The sequence below is a fragment of the Flavobacterium pectinovorum genome (assembly GCF_022802975.1).
Classification (GTDB): domain Bacteria; phylum Bacteroidota; class Bacteroidia; order Flavobacteriales; family Flavobacteriaceae; genus Flavobacterium; species Flavobacterium pectinovorum_B.
The window spans coordinates 510,258-532,362 of record NZ_JAFEVZ010000001.1; the positions used below are offsets into that span (position 1 = coordinate 510,258).

Annotated in this window: 14 protein-coding genes; all 14 read right to left on the reverse strand. The window is 34.9% G+C overall.

The features are described 5' to 3' along the window. Positions 1 to 138 precede the first annotated feature (138 nt). The 14 genes from FLV_RS02135 to FLV_RS02200 all read right to left on the reverse strand — a co-directional run bounded on the left by FLV_RS02135 (position 139) and on the right by FLV_RS02200 (position 22,095). The gene (locus tag FLV_RS02135; protein ID WP_243230406.1) at positions 139 to 2,949 is read right to left on the reverse strand and encodes a M16 family metallopeptidase; all 2,811 of its coding nucleotides are present in this window, start codon (positions 2,947 to 2,949) and stop codon (positions 139 to 141) included. A 109-nt stretch (positions 2,950 to 3,058) separates the two neighbouring features. Beyond that, complete coding sequence (locus FLV_RS02140; RefSeq protein ID WP_243230407.1) at positions 3,059 to 5,326, reverse strand: Gldg family protein; 2,268 nt, start codon at positions 5,324 to 5,326, stop codon at positions 3,059 to 3,061. A 10-nt stretch (positions 5,327 to 5,336) separates the two neighbouring features. Next, positions 5,337 to 6,284 carry an ABC transporter ATP-binding protein gene (locus tag FLV_RS02145; protein ID WP_243230408.1) on the reverse strand — a complete coding sequence of 316 codons (948 nt, stop codon included), beginning with the start codon at positions 6,282 to 6,284 and terminating at the stop codon, positions 5,337 to 5,339. A gap of 81 nt (positions 6,285 to 6,365) precedes the next feature. Next, positions 6,366 to 7,742, reverse strand: coding sequence for a RagB/SusD family nutrient uptake outer membrane protein (locus FLV_RS02150; protein ID WP_243230410.1), 1,377 nt, complete (start codon positions 7,740 to 7,742; stop codon positions 6,366 to 6,368). Between the two features lie 10 nt (positions 7,743 to 7,752). Then, a complete protein-coding gene (locus tag FLV_RS02155) occupies positions 7,753 to 11,181 on the reverse strand; it encodes a TonB-dependent receptor (RefSeq protein WP_243230413.1) in 3,429 nt (1,142 codons plus the stop codon). A gap of 154 nt (positions 11,182 to 11,335) precedes the next feature. Then, positions 11,336 to 12,367 carry a FecR family protein gene (locus FLV_RS02160; RefSeq protein WP_243230414.1) on the reverse strand — a complete coding sequence of 344 codons (1,032 nt, stop codon included), beginning with the start codon at positions 12,365 to 12,367 and terminating at the stop codon, positions 11,336 to 11,338. 157 nt (positions 12,368 to 12,524) lie between these two features. After that, positions 12,525 to 13,127: an RNA polymerase sigma factor gene (locus FLV_RS02165; protein ID WP_243230415.1), complete on the reverse strand. Its 603-nt coding sequence runs from the start codon at positions 13,125 to 13,127 to the stop codon at positions 12,525 to 12,527. A 330-nt stretch (positions 13,128 to 13,457) separates the two neighbouring features. After that, positions 13,458 to 14,567 (reverse strand): exo-alpha-sialidase, encoded by a 1,110-nt coding sequence (locus FLV_RS02170; RefSeq protein ID WP_243230416.1) that lies wholly within the window; start codon positions 14,565 to 14,567, stop codon positions 13,458 to 13,460. 903 nt (positions 14,568 to 15,470) lie between these two features. Next, entirely contained in the window at positions 15,471 to 16,646 is a 1,176-nt protein-coding gene (locus FLV_RS02175) for a FecR family protein (RefSeq protein ID WP_243230417.1), read from the reverse strand. A gap of 43 nt (positions 16,647 to 16,689) precedes the next feature. Continuing rightward, entirely contained in the window at positions 16,690 to 17,253 is a 564-nt protein-coding gene (locus FLV_RS02180; protein ID WP_243230418.1) for an RNA polymerase sigma factor, read from the reverse strand. Between the two features lie 92 nt (positions 17,254 to 17,345). Next, entirely contained in the window at positions 17,346 to 18,386 is a 1,041-nt protein-coding gene (locus FLV_RS02185; RefSeq protein WP_243230419.1) for a TlpA disulfide reductase family protein, read from the reverse strand. A 14-nt stretch (positions 18,387 to 18,400) separates the two neighbouring features. Then, positions 18,401 to 19,864, reverse strand: a complete 1,464-nt coding sequence (locus tag FLV_RS02190) for a PKD-like family lipoprotein (protein ID WP_243230420.1) — start codon at positions 19,862 to 19,864, stop codon at positions 18,401 to 18,403. 24 nt (positions 19,865 to 19,888) lie between these two features. Next, positions 19,889 to 20,671 (reverse strand): DUF4843 domain-containing protein, encoded by a 783-nt coding sequence (locus FLV_RS02195; RefSeq protein WP_243230421.1) that lies wholly within the window; start codon positions 20,669 to 20,671, stop codon positions 19,889 to 19,891. Between the two features lie 11 nt (positions 20,672 to 20,682). Beyond that, positions 20,683 to 22,095, reverse strand: coding sequence for a RagB/SusD family nutrient uptake outer membrane protein (locus tag FLV_RS02200; protein ID WP_243230422.1), 1,413 nt, complete (start codon positions 22,093 to 22,095; stop codon positions 20,683 to 20,685). Positions 22,096 to 22,105 lie beyond the last annotated feature (10 nt).

Here is a 22,105-nt window from a genome sequence, read left to right on the forward strand (position 1 = left end):
CTGTAAAAGCATTAATTACATTACTATTTTACTCTTTTGTAATTGTTATGTTCAACTTTTAAAATTAGCAAAAAAGGCTGTCTGGGAAAGACAACCTTTAATGACTAATTAAAATAAAAAAAATGAGGTCTAAAGTTCTTATTTTCCTGTTTGGTTATCAGGGCTCATAATTACCTCGACACTTGTAGAACTATCCAAGACGTGCTTACTTAATTGCTGAATAGTTTTTTGGTTAATTCTGGAAATTAAATTTTTATATTCGTCATCCTGTAAAAAAGGAGTCTGATTTAAGCTGCTTTCGTAAACTGTATTATTCCAGAAAGAATTGGTTTTAGTTGATTCCTCCCTGAGTTTTAGCAAAGATTTTTTAATGTCCTCCAGATCATTTGCACTAACCGGATTTGATTTTAAATCATTTAATTCTTTCCATACAATCTGCATTAATTTTTCTTCCTTATCCGGATTGCTGTCAAAAGTCAAAGAAAGATCAAAGCGAGGCGATGGAATCGGTTCTAAATTTCCACCCACATTAACGCCATAACTTCCGCCTTCTTCCTCACGAATAGTCTGCAGGAAACGTTTCGATAGCAATTCGCCAATAATATACATTCCAACTGAATTCTCCTTGCTGTATTCCATTTTTCCTGCCAAGCTTAGATAAACGGTTGTTTTGGCCACTTCCATTGGGCGTTTAAAATGAATAACTGTTTTTCCTTTTGCAGGCCCGATATTATGATCGACAAAATTCTCTTTTAAAGCCGGATTAGAATTTAGGTTTCCAATGTATTTCTGAATTAGTGCTAAAGCGGATTCCGGAATATTTCCAACAAAAATAAAGGTGAAACCGGCAGCATTTTTAAAGCGGTCATGGTAAATGTCTTCCGCTTTTTTTAGATCGATATTTTCTAGGAATTTGTCATTGAATATAAACGTACGCGGGTTGTTATTGGAATTTGCTAATTCAATGGCATCTTTAAAAGTGTTTTCGTTGTCTTGTTTAATATTCTCTAAATTGTTTTTATATTGCTCTTTTAGAATATTAAAAATGTTTGGGTCAAAACGTGGCGACTCAAAAGAAAGGTAAAGCAATTGCAGCATGGTTTCGAAATCGGCTTTATTTGAGCCACCCTGAAATCCCTGTGTATTGTCGCCAATAAAAGGAGCAATCTGAGCCACTTTTCCGGTTAGTTTTTCTTTTAAACCAATGTTGTCAAAATTACCTAACCCTGAAGATCTCGCAATTGTGGTTGCAACTTCTGCCGAAGCTAAATCTTCTGTTTTTACCAATGATTTTCCACCTTTAGAAAAAGCCGAGAAGATAATCTGATTTTGGGAATAAGTCGTTGGCAATACAATTATTTTTGCATCATTTTCTAAAATATATCCTTTAGCCTCTTTTATTCCTTCCACATCAAATGTTTTTTTGATTGCGGCAGGTTTTAATTCCTTATCTATTAATGGTGTGTTGTTCTCTTTTTTTGTATAAGGTTCTAAAGTCATACTTTCGACCTTTTTCATTGTATTTACAACGTCATCTTTAGTAGGGAAATTACTTTTATCCTGATCAGAACCTGTTACGGTAATAATTTGATTGGTTGGTACCTGAATGGTTTTTATATAACTATTTAATTCCTCTAACGAAAGACTTTTTATGATCCCGACAATGAGTTTATAATCATCTTCGGGAGAAAGAAAAGGCTTGGCTTTCAAAAAGTAATTTGTCAGTTTATCGGCCCAGTTGTCATTATCAACTTTATCTTTATTGCTGAGAAAATCATCATATGAACTTATAAAAAGCTTTTTAGTCCGGTCTAATTCTAATTGTGCAGCACCAAAACGTCTTACACGTTCTGCTTCTGTGTAGGCTTCTTGAAAAGCTTCCAGCGTTTTTCCTTTTTTGGATTTGGCTGAAATATTGTAAGACGTATTTAATCTGGAAACAGGTTCAAAATAACTGTTTAAATTTAAACTTGAACTTTGATTCTTTAAGATTAATTCTCTAAAACGATTGTTTAAGATACTCGTGTAAAAAGAGTTCATTACATTTTTGCGTGTAATAATGCTGTCTTTCTCTAAAGGTTCGTCTAAAATATATTTTAAGCTGATAACTGTCGATGAAGCTTCTTTATCAGTAGCGGTTGCAAAATACAATTCATCGTGTTTTGGAATATCTGAATAGGTTCTCACGGCTGCTTTTTTGGCCAGTGGAATATCGGAGAATATCGTTTTGACTTTTTGCTCTATGGCTTTCACATCAATATCTCCTACTACAATAACAGCTTGCAAATCTGGTCTGTACCACTTTTTATAGTAATTACGCAATTCAGCATATTTAAAATTGTTGATGATATTCAAATCACCAATAACATCTCTTTTACTGTATTTTGAATTTTTGTAAACCACCTGATCCGTCTGCATTTTTAAACGAAAATCGCTGTTTCGTCTGGTTCTCCATTCTTCTCTGATTACGCCTCGTTCCGCATCGATTTCAGCATCTGTCAAAGAAAGAGATCCAGACCAGTCGTGCAGTACCCAAAGCGTAGAATCGATTAGTTTTTCGTTAGTAACAGGAACACCGCTTACATTATAAACCGTTTCGTCCTGAGCGGTATAAGCATTGATATCTTTACCAAAACTTACGCCGTTTTTTTCCAGCATTTTAATGATTCCTTTTCCTTTAAAATGTTCCGTACCGTTAAAAGCCATGTGTTCCAGAAAATGTGCCAATCCGTTTTGATTGTCGTCTTCGAGTATGGCACCGACATTTTGAACAAAGTAAAAACTGGCTCTGTCTTTAGGTTCTTCGTTGTGCAGGATATAATACGTTAATCCGTTTTTTAGTTTTCCCGTCGTTACGTTTTCATCCAGAGGAATGTTAGTTTTGAATTGCGAAAACACACCGTTAAACGACAGCAGCAGAATCCCAAAGATGATATTTTTTTTAGTCATTTTTTTATTTTTTTATCCAATGGTTGTCGTTAAAAAATCAATTCGGGTGTTTTTTGATTGGGGCAAAAACAGATCGAATATCCTTTTCAACGACAACAAAGGGGGATTTTTATCTTCTGTTTCTTCTTATTAGTATAAAAGCAGCAATTAAAATAATCAACAAAGGAAATAGACCGATGAAGAGAATTTGATTGATAAAAATCTGATTCGCGTTTGTAGTGATTTTATTATCCGTATTTTTCGGTCGTGTGGTATCAATTGGGAATTCGTAATTGCTGAACCAACTGAAAATATCAGTGAAAAATTGAAATGTTCCTGAGCCCCCTCGGCTTAATTCGGCATTGCCCATAAAATCAGCATCTCCGGCAACAATTATTTTTTGGGTTTTTCCGTTAATATTTCTCGTTAAGGCCACAACTAAAGGAACAGCTGTTAAAGAAGGTTGCTTTTTTAGTTCGTTTGAAATTGAAGTAATGCCCGATTGAGATTCCCATGCAGGCTGATTATTCGTTTTTAAAAGCGGCGTAACTTTAAATCCTGCATCTTTAGTGATTTTGATTCCACTGCTTCCTAAAAATGGAATTGGATTACTATTTATATTTTGACTTAGTTTAAAATTTTTCGGATCAATATTTTTTGCAAAATCAGTTACTAAATAATTAGGAGCATTAGTTTCACTTTCCTGAACCAGAGCTTGTTTGGTATAACTTACACCTAATTTATCTGTGATTGCAGCTAGTGCCGAATTGGTTTCCGGTTCTGCCAGAAGAATTAAATTTTTTCCCTGGTCAATATATTTGGTAATACGGTCAACAGCTCCCTGGCTTAATTGTGTTTTTGGATCGGCAATTATTAAAACGGTTGTTTGTTCAGGAATATTCTGCGCATTAATATCTACTGCTGCAACATCAAATCCCTGATTGATTAGAGAATATCGAAATGATATTTCATTAAATCCTATTTTGTAGTTTCGATCTCCTTTTTTCTCAATACTGCGTTCCATATTTCCTGTTGCGAAAATAATTTTAGGAGCCTGCACAATTAGACGTTTTAAGGCTGCTGAAATTTCTTTTTCGCTTGGCGCTTTAAACATATCATCAAACATTCTTAAATATGTTTTCTTTCCGTTGTATTCTATTGTTCGAACCACTCGGTTTTGTTCCGGTTTTAAATCAATAATTTTCTTTATCTCTTGAGGAGTATATAACTTATCGATTTTAATCTTTTGTGTCTCGATCATCTTTTCCGCAAGCTGCTTGTCGTTTAGTCCCGGATTTTGTGCATATAAAGCTTCGTTGTTTGAAGTATCATAATAATACACATACTCCATTTCTATTTGAGGTAAAAAGCGGGTATAGGTCTCAAAACTGGCCATATCATAATTTCGGTAAGCAGGCAGAAATGTAAAATAGTTGATATCCAGTAAGTTTACATAAGTGGTAATCTTAATTGGCCCATCCATTTTCTCAACTATGTTTAAGCTGTTTGGCGTAAGTGTGCGGCTTTTGGTGCGGCTCATATCATGAAACAATGTAAGGGGTGCACGCGAACTGATATATCCGGCTGCTAAAATAATACTTACCAAGGCAGTATATTTTAAAACTCGTTTGGAAGCAGTCTGGGCATCTCTGCCTGTTTGTAGTTTGTAAATACTCAGTCCAATAAAAAGGCTGCTAACCAGAATAAAATAAAATACATCTTTACTGATAATAAGACCTTCAAGCATTTCATTGGCACGACCTGCTATGGATAGGAAATAGGTAATGTCTTTTACATACTCAACATCCTGCCATAGTTTTCCGATGAAATTTAAACCTGCCAATACCACCAGGGTGCTAATGGCTGCAACGACCTGATAAGAAGTCAGACAAGACATGAAAAGTCCAATTGCAGCATAGGTACAAACCAGTAGATACAATCCGATAAGTCCCGATATGGCAAATTTTAAATCAAAATGGTCAATAGAGAAATAAGCAATAACGACCTGCAGGCCTAATACTGCAATAAATAAGGAACAATAAGCTGCAATAGCTAAATACTTTCCCAGTACGATATCTTTAATTTTTATTGGGGAAGAAAGTAAAAGTTTGATCGATCCGCTGTTGATTTCACGGCTTATCAATCCCATTGTCAAAAGTGGTACGTACAAATACAAATAATTTTGAAGTTCAGTGTACAATCCGCTAAACCCTGAAAAAATGATTTTTGACAAATCATCGATATTTTCTCCAATTTTTTGTGCTCTTTCAAATCGTTCAATAGTGTCAAAGAATTTCCAGCTGGACTGGATTGAAAATATGACTAAAACTACCCAAGCAACCGGCGAATAAAACATCGTGTTGAGTTCAGTTTTAGCTATTCTGTATATTGTTTTCATTTGTTTATTTTTAAGATAGAGTAGAATTTTTAGAAGGCGCTTTTTTAGATAACTGAGCGAAAATTTCATCCAATGATACTTTTTCGAATTGAATCTCGCGTAATTTCCAGTTATTAGTAACACTAAGGGCTACAATTTTTTCAGCAACTTCCTGTGTACCATTAAAAGTAATTTGTACTTTTTTAGGGGAAAGGTATACGGCATGAGAAACTTCAGCAATGGCTGTCAATGCAGCAATTTCCGGCGGATTTTCAAAACTTGCAGTCAATTTATCAGCTTCTATATAATTGTTGAAAGCATCCAGCGTATCGGAGAAAACCATGTGTCCGTTCTCAATCATTCTGATGTCCTGGCAAGTTGCCTGAACTTCAGACAGAATGTGCGAAGAAAATATTACGGCTTTATCTTTAGCGATTTTCTTGATTAAATTTCTGACTTCTAAAATTTGATTGGGATCCAATCCGTTTGTAGGCTCATCTAAAACTACCAGTTTTGGTTCGTGAATAATTGCCTGAGCAATACCAACACGTTGTCTGTATCCTCCGGATAAATTGCGAATTAAACGATTGCTGAAGTGGGAGATTCCGCATTGTTCCTTTGTTCTTTCAACCGCAATTTTTAAATCTTCTTTTTTTACATGACGTAGCTCTGCGCAGTGAATTAAATATTCGTTCACCGTTAAATCCAGATGTAATGGCGGAGTTTGAGGTAAAAATCCAATAAGTTTTTTAGCTTCCACAGGATTTTCCTTGAGGTTGATTCCATCAATAAATATATTTCCATGAGTCTGGTTTAAAACCCCGCAAAGAATATTCATTGTAGTTGATTTTCCGGCACCATTAGATCCTAAAAGACCTAAAATCCTGTTTTTTTTAATCTCAAAACTGATATTTTGTATTGCCCAATCCTTACTGTATTGATGTGACAAGTTCTCAACTCTTACAATTGTTGTTTCCATAGTAATTTTATAAGAAACAAGGATGTTTTGTATAACAACATCCTTGTTCTTTTTTTAATTTAAATATGAGTTTGATTAATATTAATAACCTGTGTTTTGGGTTAAAAATGGATTAGAGCGTCTTGCATTTTCTGGAATTGGATATAGGCTATCCGTTGGGCTCCATATTTTGCCAGCTGTAGCACTTTGTACCTGATCAATCATTCCGCTTCTTTTAAGATCAAACCATCTGTGACCGAATTCTGCAAAAAGTTCACGTTCTCTTTCCAAAGAAATTAAGGCTAACAATTGTGTTGGATCAGTTAGTGTAGTAGATGGCAATAAAGCTCTATTTCGTATTACATTAATATCCTCCTGAGCGCCAGTAAAATCATTTAATCTCACTCTGGCTTCGGCTCTTATCAGATATAATTCTGCTAATCTAAGTACTGTTGAGCGTTCTGAAGGAGAATCACTAAAGTTATTTTTATATTTATTGGGTGCAATTCCTAAAAATACGCCAGCTCTATTTCTAATATCGATTGTCCACTTGGTTTTTCTATCATCACCTGTTTCAAAAAGGGCATTTCCTTTTCTTAACAGATAACTTCCTGCTGAAGTAAATAAAGCAGCTCCTTCATAAGCAAAGACCATATTAGAATAAGGAATTTGTAATATTGACTCTGTATTATTTGCAATGAAGGGGCTATTATTAGCTGTTAACCCTGTAACCATCTTGAAAGTTCCAGTCTCATTTATTACTGAACTGGCAAAAGTTGATGCTTCATTATATCTTCCTAAATAAAGATTAACCCTTGCCAATAAGGCTTCGGCTGCCCACTTTGTTGCTCTAATTCTTTCCTGATCATAATTATCATAGTCAGCAGGAAGGTCTTTTGCTGCATCTGTCAAATCAAGAATAATTTGATTGTAAACTTCCGTTTGATTTGTACGAGGAGCCAGGGCTGTTTGATCAACATCTGTAGTTAACATTAGAGGGACATCCCCCCAGATATTAGTTAAGTAAAAATAAGAAAAGGCCCTCAAAAACTTAGCCTCTGCAATCCAGGCAGCTGATTTTGTAGGACTAAGAGTGTTACTTTGACTTATACCTCTTATTGCCATATTGGCATTATAAATAGTTTTGTAAAACTCAGTCCACATAGAACCAATAGAACCATCAGTTTCCAAAATCTCATTGGTCACATAAATGGTGTTGTTAACAGTTGGATTACTAGGAATCAGTTCATCTGATGTTAGTCCGGGAATGTAATGTATAGAACTGTAATAAGTACCAGTTACCATACTACTATAAATTCCATTTACTGCCGCTTCTGCAGTAGGTTCTGAAGTGAAGATAACTGATGAAGGCAATTGATTAATTGGCAATTCAGCTTCAAGCATATCATCACAACTCGTTAGTCCTATTAAAAGAAAAAACGAAAAGATATAAGTATATTTTTTAGATTTATTTTTCATGTTTCTAGATTTAAAATGTAAACTGAGTTCCAAATGTTATTGTACGCAAAGGAGGCAATGCCAATCCTGGGGTTTCTGGATCAAATCCTTTATATTTGGTAAAGGTTACTAAGTTTTGCCCTTGAATTGTAAGTCGTAAGTTCTTTATGGCTCTCTGCATCTTTTCACTCAATGGAACAGTATACGATGCACTTACATTCTTTAATTTGATGTAAGAAGCGTCAACCATAGAAGCATTTGATCCTATATAATCGAAGAAACTATTTTGATAGGAAGAACTTAAGATGTTTCCCTGCGCTAAATAATCATTGTATTCATCAACTTGATAATTTGCCAGTCCGTATACATATCCCGGCTGTACAGCCACTGATGTCATAAAACTTCTTCCATTTTGCTTCACAAATTGGAATAAAAAATCAAGGGAAAATGATTTATAACTAATAGTGTTTGATATTCCCCCATAATATTTAGGATAAGAATTTCCGTAATATTGTCTGTCTCCATTCCCATTAGCGGCAAAATTACTTCTAATAAATCCATCTCCATTTACATCTTCAACTTGAGCCTCGCCCTTTTCATTAACACCAGTAAAGTGATACAAATAGATACTGGCTAAAGGTTTTCCTATCAAATACCTTGAATAATAAGCTGTGTTTTCTATCCCTGGGAATGATAGTAATTTATTAGAGTTGGTCGAGAAATTAAAAGAGGTAGACCAATTGAAGTTTTTTGTTTTTATATTTGTTGTTGCTAGAGTAAATTCCCATCCTTTGTTTTCAACTTTTGCAGGAAAATTTGCCTGAAAGGTCTCAAATCCAGTTTGTGAACTAAGCGGTGCATCAACCAGTTGGTTTCCTGAAACATTTCTATAGAAAGCCGCTGTAAAAGAAAGACGATCATTAAAAAAACCAAGATCCAATGCCGCTTCAAATTTTTTAGTTACCTCCCATTGGTAATTCGGATTTGCAATTCTGGCAGCAGCCATTGAAGCATTTCCATCTCCGTAGGTACCTGTAGTAAATGTTTCAGCATATCCATAATCTCCAATAGCGTCGTTACCAACTTCTCCGTAACTAGAACGAAGCTTACCAAAACTCAACCATGAGCTATCTTTCAATAAACTTTCTTCAGAGAAAACCCAGGCAGCACCTAAAGAACCAAAATTACCATAACGTTTATTAGGGCCAAAACGAGAAGAACCATCTCTTCTAAAATTAACATTAACAATATATTTATTTAAAATATTATAATTTAGCCTGCTAAAAATTGAAATATACTTGTATTCCGTACTTGCATTAGAAGAAGTAACATTTTTTGCCGAGCCAGTAATGCCAATTAGGTTATCTGCGCTGTAGCCTGAAGTACTAACATAAGAAGGCATTTCGGATTTTCTAGTTTGCCATGAACCACCAACTAAGGCACTAAGATTCCCTTTCCACAAAGGAGTCGAATAATTTAATTGTGGATCAATAGTAAAATTATCTGTAATGTTCGTTGAAACGGTATACTGTCTTGAAAAATTAAGATCTATATTATTATTTTCGTAAAACACATAATTCATTCCTGAAGCCGGTAAAATTTGTTTAGATATTGCTTGGCCTCTTCCATAACCCAAATCTGTTTTAAACGAAAATCCTTTTAAGATTTGATAATCTAAGCTAAGACTTGTTAATAAATTATTTCCTTTATCTTCTACTCTCCTGTCTAAAGCAGCCAAGGGATTCATGTCACCAAAATCTTCTCCATTCCAGTAATAGGTTCCATCTGCATTATAAATAGGACGGTTAGGTGCAGTATTTATAGCATAATTTGTTATATCATAAAAAGGCAATTTATTTTTATCAGTAGCAAATAATACTGAGGCACCTATTTTTAGTTTGTTGTTTAATGTAGTGTGATTAATATTGAAGTTAGTAGAGAATTTATTATAACCAAAATCTCCTGGCAAAACAGTAGTTTCTTTATGATAAGAGGCGCTTAAAAGAAAATTGGTATTGTCATTTCCTCCTTTTAAACTCGCTGAATAATCATTAAAATTAGCAGAACCTCCAATGAGTTTATCCTGCCAGTTGGTTTGAGCATTCTGATCCCATTCCAGCAAAGCAATCCCATTGCTATAGTTAGTAGGTGTGCCACCGGCATTTGTTAATGCTGTTTGCAACATATTTAAATATTGAGGCGTATTGAGTGTTTTTACTCTATGCCCCACTTCTGATATTCCTGAATTGGTGTTTATAGTAAACTCTGTTTTGCCCGATTTTCCTTTTTTTGTAGTAATAAGGACTACTCCATTTGCACCTCGTGATCCATAGATAGCAGTAGCATCAGCATCTTTAAGAATTTCTATACTTGCAATGTCATTTGGATTAATAATATTTAAAGGGCTTGTTGACTTTTGAGCTCCTCTAATAATATTAGGTTGAAGCTCATTAATTTGTGCTTGTTCCTTTATATCATTGGAAATAAAAGGGACCCCATCAATGATATACAACGGAAGATTTTTATTAAGTGTTGAGCCAGGCCTCTGTATGAAATTTGTTCCACGAATATTGATGTTCATATCAGATCCGGCATAACCAGAAGTCTGTGTAACAAAAACCCCCGGAGTTCTTCCCTGAAGGGTTTGCAAAATATTAGTTACGGGTTGTTTTTCAATATCTTCAGATGTAATTTTAACTACAGATCCTGTGGTAGTCCTTTTGGTTGTTGTACCGTAACCAATCACAACGATTTCATCTAGTTTCGCGAAATCGGACTGCATCTTAATGGTAATCGAAGTTTGGTTTTCAACCGTGATTTCTTGTGTTTTATATCCTAAGTAAGATATTTTAAGGGTATGTTTTCCTGAGGGAAGCTCAATATAAAATTGTCCGTCAAAATCAGTGATGCCTTGTTTGTTACTGCCCACTAATGAAACAGTTACTCCAGGTAAGGGCAGGCCGTTTTCATCAAGAATTTTTCCCGTAAGCATATAATCTGCATCATCGGATTTCCCTTTTTTAGAAAAATTTGTTTCTGTTTGGTCAGCAGTCTTTTCTTTTTTGTAAATGACTACATTTTTGTCCACTTGTTTGTAGACCAGATTAGTACCCTGAAATACGGTATTTAAAATATCACTTACACTGCGTGAACCTTTAGGTGTCGTTATTTTTGGAAAATCTTTTATGATCTGGGGCTGGTAAGCGAACAGTAATCCCGTTTTATTTTCAATGGTTTTAAATAAAGTTTTAATATCCTGATTACGAAGTTCAATATCAATGGATATGGATTCTAAATTCTGGCCACTCATCTCGTTGGCAAATACCATAGGTGTACCGCAGGTAAGTAAGAAAATGTGGAATAAACTGATTCGCATAATCATAATGGTTTTTTTTGACAGATTGAAAAAAGATGATTTCTTTTCCCTGTCAAACATGGTTGTTTTACAGCGTAATTTCATAAATTTGCATGTTTTTAATGGTTAGTTCGATTTTAATTATTAAAAATAGTTGCCATCTGGTGTCGGAGCCGGATGGTTTTTTTTTGGATATAACAGTACTTGTTTAATTCTATAGGCAATACTTTTTTTAAGTTATTTATTCAGTTTATTTCTCTTATTCACAGCCCTTTCCTTCCAAAAGAATTGATCCTTTTGCAGTATAGCGGTATTCTGTTTCAATAACACTGCAGACTACTTTTAAAACATGTTCCAGATCCTCATCGTTTAAGAAACTGGCTGTTATCCTGCAGTTATTAATTTTTTCATTTGATAATAAAATCTGCACATTATACTTTTTAGAGATTAAAGACGCAGCTTCTTTTATATTAATATCATCAAGGATCAGATAATTACTTTTCCATTGCGTTACCAGGTCGGCACTTATCTTTTTCTGCTCAAAATCTAAAGTCTTTTTGTTAACCTTAATTTGCTCATTAGGAGTAATTATACCGTATATTTTTTGTGCATTCCCAACCTGAACTTTACCTCTTGTAACGGTAACTTCAATGTTTTGCGAAGAATTTCGTGCATCGATATTAAAAGCGGTACCTAAAACTTTAGTTTCTACTTTCCCGGTATGTACAATAAAGGTTTTTTCTTCGTTTCTTTTTATATCAAAATAAGCCTCTCCAGTCAGTATTACTTCTCTGGTTTTCTTATTAAAAGAATCCTGATTGTATGTTAGGCTACTTTTATTGTTTAGTAAAACGGTACTTCCATCTGGGAGATGAATCAATTGTTTTCCACTAAAAGCCATAGTAAAATCCTGCTTGATGTTTTTTTGTACTGAAGCATCAGGAAGAGAATGATTTGATTTAAAAAAGAAGACAGATGCCATTAATAAAATTGCTGTAACACTTGCTGCTGCCAATATAAAACGTGTACTTCTTTTTTTCTTTTTAATAAATGGAACAAGGGTAGGTGTATTTACAGGTTTAGATAAAATACCTTTGAGAATAGAATCTCCCTGTTGTTGATCCATTTCAAAAGCAATTTCCTCGTCCCGTAATGAAATATCAATTTGTTCTTTAACGAAATCATCATAAAGACCATCGTTCATGGCTTTCATTAACTCATCGGTTTCTAATTGTGAAAGTGTATTTTGCAGGTAACCTTCAAATAATTTTTCAAATACCTTTTTTTGCATCTCTATATATAAATTACAATAGTTGTTAAAACCACAGAAACTCTTTAATGATAAGTTCCTTTTTATATAAAGACAATTTAAAACTGGACAGGTACCAGTCTAAAGTTAAAAAAATGCAAAATTATTTTTAACTTAAAGTTAAATTATTGAAAAACAATTAGTTGAATGTAGTTTTGGATAAGCAAGTAAAGTATATTAAAAGGATGAGGTCTATATGACGAGAAAGCTGAAATTTAATAAATTTCAAAGCTTCATTCATATGTCTTTTAATTGTAAAAGTAGAAATTTGCAGCTGCTCAGCGATTTCCTGATGTGTATAACCCTCAATCCTGGCCATTCTAAACACCTTTTGTTGTTGAGGGGGGAGCTGCTCAATTATTTGATTTAAAATTCTATTATATTGTTCATCCTCTAAAGAAGTATCTGCAGTGGTATATGAAAAATCATCATAACCGATTTTGTTACGTAAAGCAGTTTCCCGGGCTATCTTTTTGATCATGTTAAAAATATGATTTCGTCCAGATATAAAAAGATAATTTTCAAAGTTTTCTATATCTATAAGATTTTCTTTTTTTTGCCAGATCTTCAAAAAAACATCCTGGACTACTTCTTCTGCCAAAATTGTTGATTTGGTAATCTTTAAAGCAGTGGAATATACCACATTTTTATATTTATCATATAAAATCGTAAAGGCTAGTTCACTTCCTTTTGATAAATCAAAAATATGCTTGTTTTGGTCAAAACTGGAATTTACTGACATAGCTATATTATATTAATAAAAAAAAATCCTTTTTTAGCGGCACATTGCACGGAAGAGAAACAAATGATAAGAGCATTATTTTAAAATAATTGCTAAGAATTAATCTTGTGATTATACTGATTTAGATGTGAGTCAAAATTCCATTTTAGTGAGTACTGAAAACGATGATGAATGATAAAAAAAAGCATTGACATTTGTCAATGCTTTTTGCATTGATCTGCTGTTTAGTTTTTATTTATCTATATGGTAATCATGAATTTAAGTATTGTTTAAATGGGGGGTGACAGTAGTTTATTTTATCCAGGAAGAGCTTTTTTTAATACTAAATAGTTAGTTTTTCCATTTTGTAAACCTCAATTCAGAGTTATTTGTGTAATCGATCCAGAAACAATAATATTGTGAATCTTGTATTAGCAGTTTTTGGAAAGCACCGATGTATTCCTGTTGCTTAAAATCTGCGGGTTCACAAATAGTTTTTTGGTTCACGACGCTATTATTTTGGTCAAATGACTTATACAAAACAGAAAACTGATTATCATTAAAGTCTGAATAAAGGATATGCATATCACCTTGCTGATCAAAGTGTGCTGATAGTAAATTACCTTTTTGTGTTATCGAAGAAGTATCGCTCCAATGGTTGCCCTGATCTGTACTGTAAGAAATAAAGACTTTGTCAGGCTGATGGGGACTTTGGCAGCTAACCACCAAATGATCATTAGAGCTGGATAATTCGGACATCACTGCGTTGCGGTTATCTGGGCCTTTCTTTATAATGACAGGCTTCTCAAAAGCGATACTGTCCAAAGAGACTTTCTTTTTTATTAAATAAATATTGTCATTTCCGCTATAGGTACCGCATGAGATGATTACCTGATTATTTTTCAACAGGGCAATCGATGCTCCCAGGTGACTTACATTATCACCTATTTGGATTGTAACGGGCTCGCTCCAGGATTTACCTTTATCGAGAGACATTTGATATTTTAAGGAATTTTTATTTGCTTTTGGATATGCTGTATAAACTAAATGGATTTCGTTTCCAAAAGCTGCGATTGCTGGTTTATCAAGCAGCATGCTGTCACTTTTAAAAGGAACTGATTTGAGTTCAAATATCTTTTTATCGAAATTAAATTCATACACGGAAATATTGCCCTCATAAAAATTATTGCCAATGTGCATAACAGCCAGATATGCCTTGCCATCCGCAGTAGTTGTGAGATAGGGGTTTCCAGTTCCAAATGTGTCGGGTATATCAATTAGGGCTTTCTCATTCCAATGATTACCGTTGTCATTTGAGAATTTATATGCTACCGAGGTATTGGCAGCTGATTCATCATTATCAGTTCTGTTGGGCCTTTTCTCCATCCAGGCAGCTATTATTGTGTTTTTTGAAGGTTTACATGCAGTTACTTCAAATGTGCGGACGTTGTTTAAAGCCACTGAGGGAATTGTTTGGCTTAAGATATAATTAAAACAAAACAACCCGATTAAAAGTAAAATTTTAAATTTCATATGGTATTATTGGTTAGCTGTTTATAGTGGTGCCCTTTCTGAGCCTGATGGAACTTACTATTGAGATAATCCTTCATATTAACTTACTGAGTTATTATAATTTCAATCTCTCTTTAACTAATAACCCTTATTCTTTGAAATGGGTGACTTGATTTAGAATAAAAGAAGCAAAAAAAATAAATTTGCTTTTTTATAATTCAATTTTTTTGATAAGGAATACTTTGTTGTTGATTTCATTACTGCAATTGTGATTACAGATAAGCTTTTAAAGTTCAGAGAACCTAGTGCTATAGCAAGATGTAAGTAAGAGGTTTATTTTCTTAAATGAGTGTTTTGTTCTACATTCCAGATTTTAAATTTACATTCAAATTCAACATAGATTTTTTCCCTTCCCTGCCTGCAAATGGATGGTAAAAAGTAGCAAACCGCGAAAGGTTATTGGAGATACATTTTCCCAGAGTATAGTTCTGTTTTTTACCGGATTTTATCTTTTGATTTGGGTCTCTATCCATTAAATAAAAAGTACTGCTCAGGGAGAGATTTTTATACTTTTTTCTGGATTACGTTTTCTTTTAATTTGATCTTGACTCAATTTGTATTTATGCTTGATGCATTAATATCATGATTTTTTGGTTTTTAATAAGTGCTTTAACCCAGTGAATAAAAATGCTGTAGAGCTGATAGAAAACATGAGCTTGTTTTTTGTCTACACAATAAGACAAGCAAAAAATTTAAGGTATTTGAAATAACTTTAATCCTAAACTTAATTATTAGTTATATTTCTGCAGTTTTCCTTTCTTAGATTGATTTTCGACGGATGAAAATTTATTTTCAATAAAGTATTATTTTTTTGTTCTTAACTTTATATTTTAAACCAAAGTCATCCTGAAGATAAATCATCACCTGCTCAAGATTGTCATTTCCGAAGTTAGCATTCAGCAGACTTTTCTTGAGTATTTTACTTCGATTTTCTATTTCAACATTAAAATGTCTTTCCAAAGCTTTCAATATTAAATCAAGGGGAACTTTACGAAATATTAATCGTCCCTCTACCCATGCAGCATAATTCTCAGCATATACTTCTTGCTTAATAAGCCCATTGTCGTCTTCATTTAGTATTCCCATTTCATCAGGCTTTAACTTAATAGTGCTGCCGGTTTTTGATTTCACTTCTACGGCACCTTCCAGTAGAGCTACTGCTGCTGATTTTTCTTCTGTATAGGATCGGAAGTTAAAATGAGTGCCCAGTACTTTGACTTCCATTGTGTTAGAGTGAACAAGGAAAGGATGCGCATCATCCTTGGAAACTTCAAAGTATGCTTCGCCTGAAAAATAGACCTCTCGATTTTGAGCTGTTTTGATGAATTCTTCAGGGTATTTTAACGTAGAGCCCGCATTTAGATCTACTCTTGTTCCATCTGAAAGATAGAGCGTAAATTTTTTACCATAAGGTACACTGATGGTATTGAATTGAATGGTTTGAGAATTAAGGTTTTCACCGTATGCAAGAGAATTTCCATGCTGGCGTCCTATTGTGAGGCCCTTAGAATTTTTTAAAACATCGTCAGCACCAGTGTTAATAATTTTTTTTCTGCCGTCTGCAAGGGTGATGATCACTGCATTTTCATCTTTTACTGCATTTTCTAAAGTTTGATCTTCAGTGAAATAGGGTTGTAAAAAATAGGCTCCGGTCATAATAACAATTAAGATGGCGGCATATTTTAAAGTGCGGTTAAAAGAAAAACGGTATGAAGTAATCGTTTTTTCTTCTCTCTGTAGGGGCCAGTTGAGCTGTGATGAAGTTTTTCCCCATGCATCCTCAACATTGACAGTGTCTGCAAAATGAAGCTGCCTGTAGTTTCGGTAAGTACCAACATGTTCAAGAAAAATCTTTTCATATTCTTCCTCTCTGAGCATTTCCTCAAGAGCTGTTTGTTCTTCGTGCGAAAGCTCCTTATTGAGATAAGCAGTAATCAGGGGCAGTATATTTTCTTCCTTAGTTAACATAGGTCTTTTATATTAATAATCGTTAATAGGTGAAATGGGTGACTTATTTTATAAATAAAAACAATATTAACAGATATAGTGCTGTACGTAATTGTTTTAAGGATCTGCTATAATGTGTTTTTACAGTGTTTATAGAAATGTTTAGCTCTATTGCCACCTCATTGTATGTCTTGTTATGAAAAGCTATAGCTTTAAAGACTTCCTGACCTTTTGCCGGCAGTAATTCTATTTCCTGATACAGCTTTATTTTTTTTGCTTCCACTGACTGTTCATCTATAAAGTCCTCATCGTAAACTAAATTAATTTGGTTTTCAACACTTTCAAAATAGATAGTCTTATGACGCTGGATTAATTTCAGTGAATTGTTTTTTACTGCTCTGAAAAGATAGGGGCCTGCTGTTTCCGGGCATTTAAAATACAGCTGTTGGTCCCAGAATTTGATAAAAACTTCCTGGACAATATCTTCAGCTGCAATATAGGAATTGCAGAATTTTAATGAATATGAAGCTAAAGGAACATAGTATAACTCAAAGAGTTCTTTAAATGCGCTTCGACTGTCCTCTCCATTTTTTAATTTTTCCAGTATTAATTTATCGTTTAGCTGCATATTTAATCAAATTAGCCATACTGTCGGGCAGTATGGCTATAAATATAGTATTAAAAAAAATCAAGAAAAAATTTTTTTGCAGGGTCTGGTCCTTACTGCAGCACTTCTGTAAGTTTTTCCTCTAATGCGCCGCCGCGAAGGTTCTGTGCCAGGATTCTTCCTTCTTTATCAATTAAAAACGTTGCAGGTATGGCACGAATGTCATAATAATCCATTATTTTACTTTTTTTATCGTCCCTGTCTCTTACCTGAGTCCATGGCAAGGCATCCTGTGTAATGGCTGTTTTCCATTTTTCAGTACTGTCATCAATTGAGACACTAAGCACGGTGAAGTTTTTATCCTTAAATTTGTTATATGCAGCCAGTACATTGGGATTTTCCGCCCGGCAAGGTTTACACCAGCTTGCCCAGATATCAATAAGTACGTATTTTCCTTTATAGGATTCTATGCTGACCTCTTTTCCATCTACATCTTTAAGAGCAAAATTTAAAAATGTCATTCCTTTGGCCGCTTTTTTCATAGTCTCCAATTTTTCTTTCAGGGCAATGCCTTGTGGAGATTTTTTTAATTTTAAAGCAAGGAGTTCATAATCATTTTTCACCTCGTCATAATTGTTGTATAGTTCCCCGATCAGGTCAAAGCAATAGTAGCTGTCGGGATGCGCTGCAATCCATCCTCTATTAAACCTGACACGCAGAGCGGCAGATTCGCTGAGGCCATATTGATCCCCCATCTTATCTTCAATTATTTTCTGCTCAGCATTTAATTGTTCTTTATGGGCTGAGATTTCATCAATGGTTTTTATACCTGAAAATTTGAGTGACTCATTATCATTGGCATCTCCGCTTACGGTAAGAGTTCCAGGCTCAAGATATAAGGTTAGGTATAAATCCTGAATTTTTAGCCTATATTTTTTCGGTTCGGAAGCAACCTGAATTTTTTCGTAGAATGTACCGTCTGCAACTGGTATACTTTTAATGGTTTTAGGTGATCCCTGTTTTAATTCTATAATTTCAATATTAGTATTTAAATTGGCAACCGAACCTTTTAAAATCAGTTCCTGTGCGCTGCTTAAAGTTATAACTCCCAGCAGTAAAATGCTCAATAAGATCTTTTTTTTAATTTCTTTCATTATCGGAATGTTTTTTATTTATTTCGGTATTTTAAAGATTTTATTTCTCCAAAACCGGTGTAGTGCTCTGAGAAAGTGCCGTTTGCTATGTTTCCTGTCCCGGTCAGACTGAAAATATAGACTTCTCCCTGGGCACCGTTATTAACCGCGACTGTAATTTTTTGGTTATGCTCAGGGTCAGTAGGATTTATGGAAAAATCGACATATGGATTTTTATACACTTTCACGTCTGCAATCTGAGAGGACCCGGGAAATTCAAATATTTCAGAAGTACTGCCCGCAGCTATATCAAATTTATAGAGTTTGTTTCCAATACCAAAGTACGCCAGATCAGCACCGTCGGAGAGTGCATCGAAACCTTTCAGCTGATCGATATTTGATAGGTTGATTTGCTGATTGTCATCGGGGTTTCCGTCAGTAAGAGTGTAAAGATAACACTCAGAGGTGCTGTCATCTTTCATAATGAAATGATACTTGCCTGCTGTTCCTTTTGCTGCTGCGAGCATTGTTCTGTTTACTGCGGCCATATCAAAATACGGACTGGATGCTGTTGAAGGCACAGCTGTTATTTTAATATCTGCATATCCGGAATATACGAACCTCTTCCTTACATTATCGTAGAAGTAGGTATTGCCGAAAAAATCATTAAAATCATTATTTACAAATGACATGGGAAAAACAGACGTATAATCTCCGGTCAGGGCGGGAGTGTATGCCCCTTCAAAACTAGGAGATATGCTTGTCAGGTGAATTTTGCCATTATTAATCAAATAAGAGTTGATGCTCAGAGAACCAATTGCTACGTCTGCATACCCTGTTGAGGCAAGTGGAATTCCAAATAGTTTTTCACTAGTACTGAGTTCGGAGAAGCTGTTTGCATCAAAAAGATATATATTGTCTCCGGCGAAATAATAGATTTGTTGCATATCGCTTATGTCATTAATAGGAGAAGCGGCATCAAAACCTGGTCCTGGATAGGTTTTATTGTTGACTTCTTCCGCCGGATTGTATATGACAAGACCGTCTTTTCGAATGAATGACAATTGTCCGCGTCCCTCTTTGTTGCTCACCACAAGCCAACCTTCATAAAATCCTGAACTGACCTTTAAACCGTATCGTTGCAGATATACAACCCCTGTTGCTGCATCTGTTATACTAAACTGCAGATTATATGTTTTAACATCCAGGCCTATAGGCACATTAAGTTCTTTTTCTGTTGATAAAACAATAGGTTTTCCGGGTGCTATTGTTGCGTATGCAGACCATTCGTATGTGTAGGAACGATTATCTTTTATTGTAGTTGCGATTTCCGGAACAATATGAAGCACTTCAAATTGTATGACATTATACTGGGTAGTGTCCGTTACAACAGAGATTTCGTTAGTTGGATCATAATTGAAATCCTGGTCATCACTTTGGCAGCTGGCCAGCAATATTAAAAATAATAATGTCAGGGCATGTAGTATTTTACTTTTCATATTTTGTTGTTTAAATATTCCTAATTATTCAAATGCCACCGGAAGTCCGTTTTCATCTATCATCGGTCCGTTTTCTTGTTCATAGCTTTGCAGTGCATTCTGCATCTGAACCAGATAACTTAAAGTCTGATTGTAGTTCCACTGCAATACTGCATCTATTTTGTCTGTTCCCAATGTTTTTAGCATAAATTGAAATTTGGTTATACTAAAAGTTCCATAACCGTAACTTTCTAGTCCAAGCCAATAATCAGGTTCGGTAAGTTTATTGTTAAAATTGACCACATATCGGTCTGTATTGACCGTTGTGGCAGAAATTTGGATATTACCATTTACAAGGGTTGTTGTACCTATTTCCCTTCCCAGAGCTCCTATTTTAAGGTCTTTTGTTTCGATTACTTTAAGCACTACTTTTAAGTCCTGAGTAAGAAGGGTCTCTTTATTGAATAGGATCAAAGGATATTTAACCGTAGATGTACCTGCTGGCAGAACAATTTTAGGAAGCTCAAAATCAGTGCCCTGAACTGCAGTTGTCCCTTGATCGGCTACCACGCCAATTTCCCTGTCAAAGGGCTTTATTTCACCAGTCAGCCGCATATTTATAAATATGGTATCTTTTTCAAGTTCTGTACTGTTATAGGCAAACGAATACGAAAGACTGTCTGTTTCTGTTCCATTGCTTATGGTGTAAAAAGCAATACCGGCGTTTTCAGGGTCGATAGTGATAATTTCAGATTTTTCACAGCCATATAAAAGAAGCATTATAAGCCCCAAAGCTGCGCCGGAAATTGAATTTATTTTATTTTTCATGATCATTATTTTTAGTCATAACTTGGATTAAACTCTTTTTCACTGTCTGGAACCGGAAGGACATAAGTATTGGCTGTAAGAGGACTGGCATAAAAGTTTATTGATGCTGCATTTGTACGTTTGTAATAAAAAAACATCTGGCCCTCTCCATAGAATTCTTTTTGGTATTCTTTAGTTAATTCTGATTTAAAATTTGCAGGGGTTATCGTAGCAGGGTTCAAAACTCTGTTTACATTTCTACTGGCCAGTACAGTATTCAAAAAAGGAACCCCCTTTGCTGTATCATCTGCAGTTTCAGCAAGTATATAATACATTTCGCTAAGCCTGATAAGAGGGACAATCTGATCAAGACGTGTTTCCTGGGCAACTGCTGAACTGGTCTGCCAGAATTTAGATGGATAAAGCGAACCTCCGTCAAATCCAAACAGATATAACCTTCTAATATCGGTGCTTCCCCCGGCACTTAGTTCGTAAATGGTATTTATATCTTTTTCCGGTCTTGTCAAACTATTGCCAGCGCTTCCAAGATAAAAATGAAAATAATTCTGTTCCCAGGTTGTGATGTCTCTTGCGCGCAATGCAAAAATAAGCTCTGAGGTGAAAAGTCGATCCCTGTTAGGTTCCGTAGTGGAGACACTTGCGGTAGGGATAAAGGTGTATTTTTTAGAGGTTACCACTTCATTTGCCGCAGCATATGCATTGAGGTTATCTCCGTAATATAAGTATACTCTCGCTTGAAGTGCTTTTACGGTATAGTAGTTAACTGAAAACCGGCTACTAAGCAGTGTGTAATCCATGCTGCTGTCTTTCAGCAGTGGTGCGGCATCACTTAGGTCTTTTAGGATCAGGTCCAAAACCTGTCTTGTAGTAGAAGCAGGGGTTGGTTTTTCATCAACAATGATTTTATAGGGGATTGCCTTGCTGTCAGGTCCAAATGCTACTGATTTGCCAAAAATCCTGAGCAGATCAAAATGCAGATATGCTCTTAATGTTAAGGCTTCTCCTCTATAATGATTTTTTTGTGCCTCTGTCAGAAGACCTGTATTTTTTTCTGTGTTTTCCAGTACTTTATTAACTGCCGCTATCTGGTTGTAGCTTTCCTTCCATATATTATTTGTAATGGTAATTACTTCACTGGAAGTATAATTATAATTTCGGGTCTGCACTAGCGGAGCGTTAGTGCCTTCTGTATTGTAATTTTGTGCAAGGGCTGAGACAAATCCCATAGACATATTATCTCCATACAGAGGCCTGCTGGCCATTTTAGCATACACACCAGTGAGGGCCTGTTGAAATCCTATTTGGGAAGAAAATAAATTATCTTCAGAAAGGCTGGATTTTGGCTCTACATCAAGGTAGGATTCACAGCTAAAGCAGATTGCTATGATAATTGTTAAGAATATATTTTGAAGTAACTTTTTCATGTTATTTATT